This is a genomic window from Mycolicibacterium chlorophenolicum (assembly GCF_001044235.1).
In the GTDB taxonomy this organism is placed as follows: domain Bacteria; phylum Actinomycetota; class Actinomycetes; order Mycobacteriales; family Mycobacteriaceae; genus Mycobacterium; species Mycobacterium chlorophenolicum.
Window position 1 is genome coordinate 1 of sequence record NZ_JYNL01000058.1, and the last position, 4,838, is coordinate 4,838.

5 protein-coding genes and 2 pseudogenes are annotated in these 4,838 nt (G+C 65.9%); 1 reads left to right on the plus strand and 6 read right to left on the minus strand.

All coding sequences use genetic code 11. The annotated features are described in order from the left end of the window. From MCHLDSM_RS21665 to MCHLDSM_RS21680, 5 genes and pseudogenes are all read right to left on the minus strand, one after another. Positions 1–268, minus strand: a 268-nt coding sequence (locus MCHLDSM_RS21665; RefSeq protein ID WP_234714149.1) for a TIM barrel protein, incomplete at both ends; no start/stop codon positions are given. 1 nt (position 269) lies between these two features. Then, a pseudogene (locus tag MCHLDSM_RS39685) lies at positions 270–381 on the minus strand (sugar phosphate isomerase/epimerase); the annotation flags it as partial. Continuing rightward, a complete protein-coding gene (locus MCHLDSM_RS21670) occupies positions 381–1,370 on the minus strand; it encodes a substrate-binding domain-containing protein (protein WP_048471960.1) in 990 nt (329 codons plus the stop codon). The pseudogene MCHLDSM_RS39685 and the gene MCHLDSM_RS21670, both read right to left, overlap by 1 nt. A 25-nt stretch (positions 1,371–1,395) precedes the next feature. Continuing rightward, positions 1,396–2,394: a sugar phosphate isomerase/epimerase family protein gene (locus MCHLDSM_RS21675; RefSeq protein WP_048471958.1), complete on the minus strand. Its 999-nt coding sequence runs from the start codon at positions 2,392–2,394 to the stop codon at positions 1,396–1,398. A 16-nt stretch (positions 2,395–2,410) separates the two neighbouring features. After that, positions 2,411–3,595, minus strand: coding sequence for a Gfo/Idh/MocA family protein (locus MCHLDSM_RS21680; protein WP_268781875.1), 1,185 nt, complete (start codon positions 3,593–3,595; stop codon positions 2,411–2,413). Between the two features lie 153 nt (positions 3,596–3,748). Between MCHLDSM_RS21680 and MCHLDSM_RS21685 the strand changes: the two genes are divergently transcribed. Beyond that, positions 3,749–4,726 carry a LacI family DNA-binding transcriptional regulator gene (locus MCHLDSM_RS21685; protein WP_048471959.1) on the plus strand — a complete coding sequence of 326 codons (978 nt, stop codon included), beginning with the start codon at positions 3,749–3,751 and terminating at the stop codon, positions 4,724–4,726. 21 nt (positions 4,727–4,747) lie between these two features. Here the strand turns inward: MCHLDSM_RS21685 and MCHLDSM_RS39690 are convergent. After that, positions 4,748–4,838, minus strand: a pseudogene (locus tag MCHLDSM_RS39690) (sugar phosphate isomerase/epimerase); the annotation flags it as partial.

Consider the following 4,838-nt stretch of genomic DNA (forward strand, 5'->3'; position numbering starts at 1 on the left):
GCTCCTCCATCGACCGGAAGAACGCCCGCTCCGATTCCTCGGCCTTCTCCGGCCGTCCGGAGAACTCGGTGTTGATCACGTTGACACCGAGGTCGACGGTGATCTGCACGACGCGCTTCCAGTTGCGCACTGCCGCCTCCCGCGCGTCCTCGTCAGGACCTGACCAGCGCAGCACCGGCAGCACCGACGCGATGCCCACGCCGGCGTCGGCGCACGCCTTGCGGAACTTGGCGACCAGCGCGTCGTCGGCGCGCGGATGGTTGAAGAANCCCGGTGCGGGGTCAACTGCAGGTACTCGTAGCCCAATTCGGCGACCAGCGCCGGGAACTCGAGCAGCGAGTAGTCGTGGTGGAACGGGGTCGGATCGACGGCGATCTTCATCAGCGCGTGCCGTTCTTCGCGTACTCGGCGATGGCGTCGATGTTGGACTTGTCGATGAACGCCGGGCCGGTAAGCGTCGGCTGGCCACCACCGATGACGTTGCCGTTGTTGAGGAAAAGCCACAACGAGTCGACAGCGAGATAGCCCTGCAGGAACGGCTGCTGGTCCACTGCCCACTGCACCTTGTCGCCCTTGATCGCGTCGACGAGTGCGGCGTTCGTGTCGAAGGTGGCGATCCGTGCGGTACTACCGGCGCCTGCGGCCGCGTCCGTTGCGGCAAGTGCGATCGGCGCGCCGAGGGTCATGATGTAGTCGATCGACGGGTCCTGTTGCAGCTTCGCGGTGATGGTCGACTGCACAGACGGCATGTCGGTACCATTGACGTTCAGGTTCTCCACCTGACCATCGAACCCGGCTTTGACACCTGCACAACGGGATTCGAGTGCCACGTTGCCCTGGTCCTGGATCACGCAGATGACCTTCTTGGCGCCGTCGACAGCGAGCCGCTTGCCGGCCGCCTCACCGGAGATCTTCTCGTCCTGCCCGAAATAGGCCTTCGCGCCCGCGGCTTTCCAGTTGTCGATACCGGCGTTGAAGGCCACCACCGGGATGCCGGCCTTCACCGCTGTATCGATCGCAGGCCCTAACGCCTCGGGCTTCGCCAGGGTGACGGCCAAGGCATCGACCTTGCTGTCGATGGCGTTCTGCACCAGGTTCGCCTGGTCAGGTCCCTGCAGCTCGGCCGAGTATTTGAGGTCGATGTTGTCTTTCTTCGCAGCGGTTTCGGCACCCTTGCGAATCAGATCCCAGAACGTGTCACCCGGCGGTCCGTGAGTGACCATCGCGACCGTGAACCGCGGCGTGTCCGCCTGCCCGCCACCCATGTCACCACCGCTCTCACGGGGCCTACCGCCAGTGCTCGAGCACGCGGTCATCGTGACCAGCGCGGCGACACCGACGGCCGCCGCAGCGAATCTCTGGAAACGCATCATGATCCTGACCTTTCTCCTGTACTCAGCCCACGGATGCCGAATTGGCGGCTTTGAGAGTCTCGGCGGCAACCTGCAGGCCTTCCAGCGGCCCGAAGGACACATCCTCGTGTTCGATGTTGACCCACATGTTGGGGTCGACCGTCTCGAGTGCCTGAAGGAACCGCGCCCAGAAGTCGACATCGTGGCCCTGCCCCACTGCGACGAAGTCCCACGCCGAATCCTCGGGCCACTGGTTCACCACGTGCCTGCCGCCGAGCCCGGTCGGACTCTGGTCCAGCGGGATCCGGGTAAACCGGTCATCGAGAACGCCGTAGATTCGGCAGTTGTCGTTGATCCTGGTGTCCTTGGCGGCGGCGTGAAGCACCAGCGGGCCGAGCCACTCGATCGCCGCGACGGGATCGATGCCCTGCCAGAACAGGTGCGAGGGGTCCATCTCCGCACCGACGTTGGTGGCGCCGGTCTTGTCGACCAGTCGCTTGAGCGTAGGTGGGTTGAACACCAGGTTCTGCGGGTGCATCTCGATGGCGACCCTCACCCCATTGTCCCGGGCCAAGGCGTCGATCTCGGACCAGAACGGCACGGCGATCTCGTCCCATTGGTAGTCGAGCGAGTCCAGATATCCTGAGTCCCAGGTGTTTACATGCCAAGCCGGCCATTGCCCGCCCGGATGTGCCTGCGGCAGCCCCGACATCGTCACCACCCGATCGACGCCGAGCAGTCCAGCCACCCGGATCGCGTTGCGCAGATCGTCGGCGTCCTCGGGTCCGACTTCCGGATCAGGGTGCAGCGGGTTGCCGTTGCAGTTCAGTCCGGCGATGGAGACCCCTGTGCCGTCGAATGTGGACAAGTAGTCACGCGCGGACACCTCCCCGGAGAGCAACTGCCCGACCGGCAGGTGCGGGGTCGGCAAGAACCCGCCCGCGTTGATCTCGGCCCCGGTCAGCCCCAGAGCCGCGATGGTCTCCAAAGCCTCGCGCAGCGGCTTGTCGTGCAGGATCGCGGTGTAGACACCGAGTTTCATGATGGGAATTCCTCTCTCAGTAACTGACTTTGACGGTGGCGCCACCTGTGGCGGCGGATTCGGTGATGGCAGCCACCAAGCGCAGTCCGTGCAGGCCGGCCTCGAAGCCAGGCAGTGGCCCGAGGTCGCCGATTCCAGCGATCTGATCGAGGAATGCGCGCGCCTGGTAGCCGAACAGGTCGGCGACACCATGGCCGACGCCGCCGGCGTCCATCGGCAAGCCACCGCTGATGTAGGGGTGCTCGGGTCCGATGAGCACCCGCCGCGAGCCTGCGAGGGCTCCGCCTAGCTCGTCACTGGACAGGTGGAATTCACCTGCGCGATGCAGGTCGAAGGCCGCCGAGCCATGAGATCCGAACAGCTCGAAACCGAGACCGTCCGGCAGGTTGTGCGCGACCCGCGACGCCGAGAAGGTGCCGACCGCGCCACTGTCGAACCGCGCGGTGAAGGTGGCGATGTCCTCGTTCTCCACCGGGGCGAGCTCATCGCTGATCGCGCCCTTGGTATGCCCGTAGGTGACGCCGAGAGGCACCGGGCGCGCGCTGATCAGGGTTGCGAACGACGCTCCGCTCACCTCGGTGATCGGTGAGCAGAGGAACTCGGCGAGATCAATCAGGTGGCTACCAACGTCCGCGAGCGCGCCGGATCCCGGCCCGCCCCGGTAACGCCAGGTGATGGGCGAAGTGGGATCCAGTCCGTAGTCGCACCAGTAGTGGCCGTTGAAGTGGATCAGCTCGCCGAGCGTCCCGCCCGCCAGAGTGCGACGGATCTGCTCGACCGCGGGTGAGCGACGATAGGTGTAGCCGACCGCGGTGACCCGGTCCGAGACAGCCGCCGCGGCGACCATCGCTTCGGCGTCGGCAACGGTTCCGGCAAGCGGCTTCTCGCACAGCACATGCTTGCCCGCGGCAAGTAGACCCTCGACCATCTCGCGATGAAGATGGTTGGCCACGACGACGCTGACGGCGTCGATGTCGGGCGCGTCGGCGATGGCCCGCCAGTCGTACTCCGCGCGCTGATAGCCGTACCGCTGCGCGTTGTCGTCGGCCACGGCCGGGTTGGCGTCGGCGATAGCGACCAGCCGGACATCTGGCCGGTCGGTGCCGAAGAGGGTGGTCGCCGTGCGATAACCGGCGGCGTGTGCGCGGCCGGCCATGCCGCCGCCAATGACGGCGACACCGAGCGATTCGCGGTCTGTCACGGGAGAGCTCCTGGTGCTGAAGGGACGGATTCTGTTCCGGTCTACTAGACCGGTCTAGTTCAGCTACTATGAACCGCGTCACAGCCGTTGTCAACCCCGCCCGACGCCACCAGATCAGGAGAACGCGTGCCAGCCGAGCGACCGCGCCCCACCATGCAGGATGTCGCCGACAAGGTTGGCGTGTCGAAGGCATTGGTGTCTTTGGTGATTCGCAATGCTCCGGGAGCCAGCGCGGAAACCCGCAAGCGCGTGCTCGATGCCGCGGAAGAAATCGGGTACCGCGTCAACCGTACTGCCGCTCTGATGACCGCCAAGCGTTCACACCTGATCGGAGTGATGGCCAAGATCAGTAGCGGATTTCACGCGGAGATCGTTGAGGACCTCGTCGCCGCGGCCGACCGGGCGGGATACGAGATCGTGCTCGGCGCGGTCACCCCCACCCACGATGAGGCCCGGGTCGTCGAAACACTGCGCGACTTCCGCTGCGAGGGGCTGCTGCTGATCGGGCCCGAGTTGCCCGCCCGAGAGATCGAGGCAGTGGCCGCTACGATGCCCACCGTCGTAATCGGACGCCGGATCACGGAGCCGAACCTCGATGTCGTGCGCTCGGCGGACGGCCGTGGCATCGCTTCGGCGGTCGACCATCTTGTCGGCCTAGGTCACCGCGACATCGCCCACGTCGACGGGGGGACCGGGACCATCAGCGCCGACCGACGCACCGGGTTCCTGCGCGCCATGCGCCGGCACGGGATGAGTGACTCGGCGCGCGTCGTCAGCGGAGATTTTACCGAGGCGGCGGGAATGCGCGCCGTGTCCGAACTCCTCGACGCCGGCTTGCCGACCGCCATCATGTGCGCCAACGACTACAGTGCGATCGGCGCAATGGACCGACTGCGTCGTGCCGGATTTTCTGTACCCGAACACGTCTCGATCACAGGCTACGACAACAGCCTGCTGGCGCGCCTCGGTAGCATCGATCTCACGTCCGTCAGCCAGCAGCCGCAGGAGCAAGCCGACCGCGCGATCGAGGCGGTGGTAGAGCGCCTCGACGGGGGCCGAACCGAGCCACGGTCGACAGTTCTGGCACCGGCTCTGGTGGTTCGAGGTTCGACGGCCGGCCCACGCCGGTGATTGCACCGAAACGTCGGCGGGTCAGCGGTATTTGTTGACGTACTCGGTCATCGTGGCGAGCTGGTAGCGCGAGACATCATGGGCGGCTTCGTCTTCGGCGAACACGCTGGAC

Excerpts from the sequence above, each read along its gene's own strand:
- MCHLDSM_RS21670 (WP_048471960.1), bottom strand. The coding sequence starts at position 1,370 with ATGCGTTTCCAGAGATTCGCTGCGGCGGCCGTCGGTGTCGCCGCGCTG.
- MCHLDSM_RS21675 (WP_048471958.1), bottom strand. The coding sequence starts at position 2,394 with ATGAAACTCGGTGTCTACACCGCGATCCTGCACGACAAGCCGCTGCGC.
- MCHLDSM_RS21685 (WP_048471959.1), top strand. The coding sequence starts at position 3,749 with ATGCAGGATGTCGCCGACAAGGTTGGCGTGTCGAAGGCATTGGTGTCT.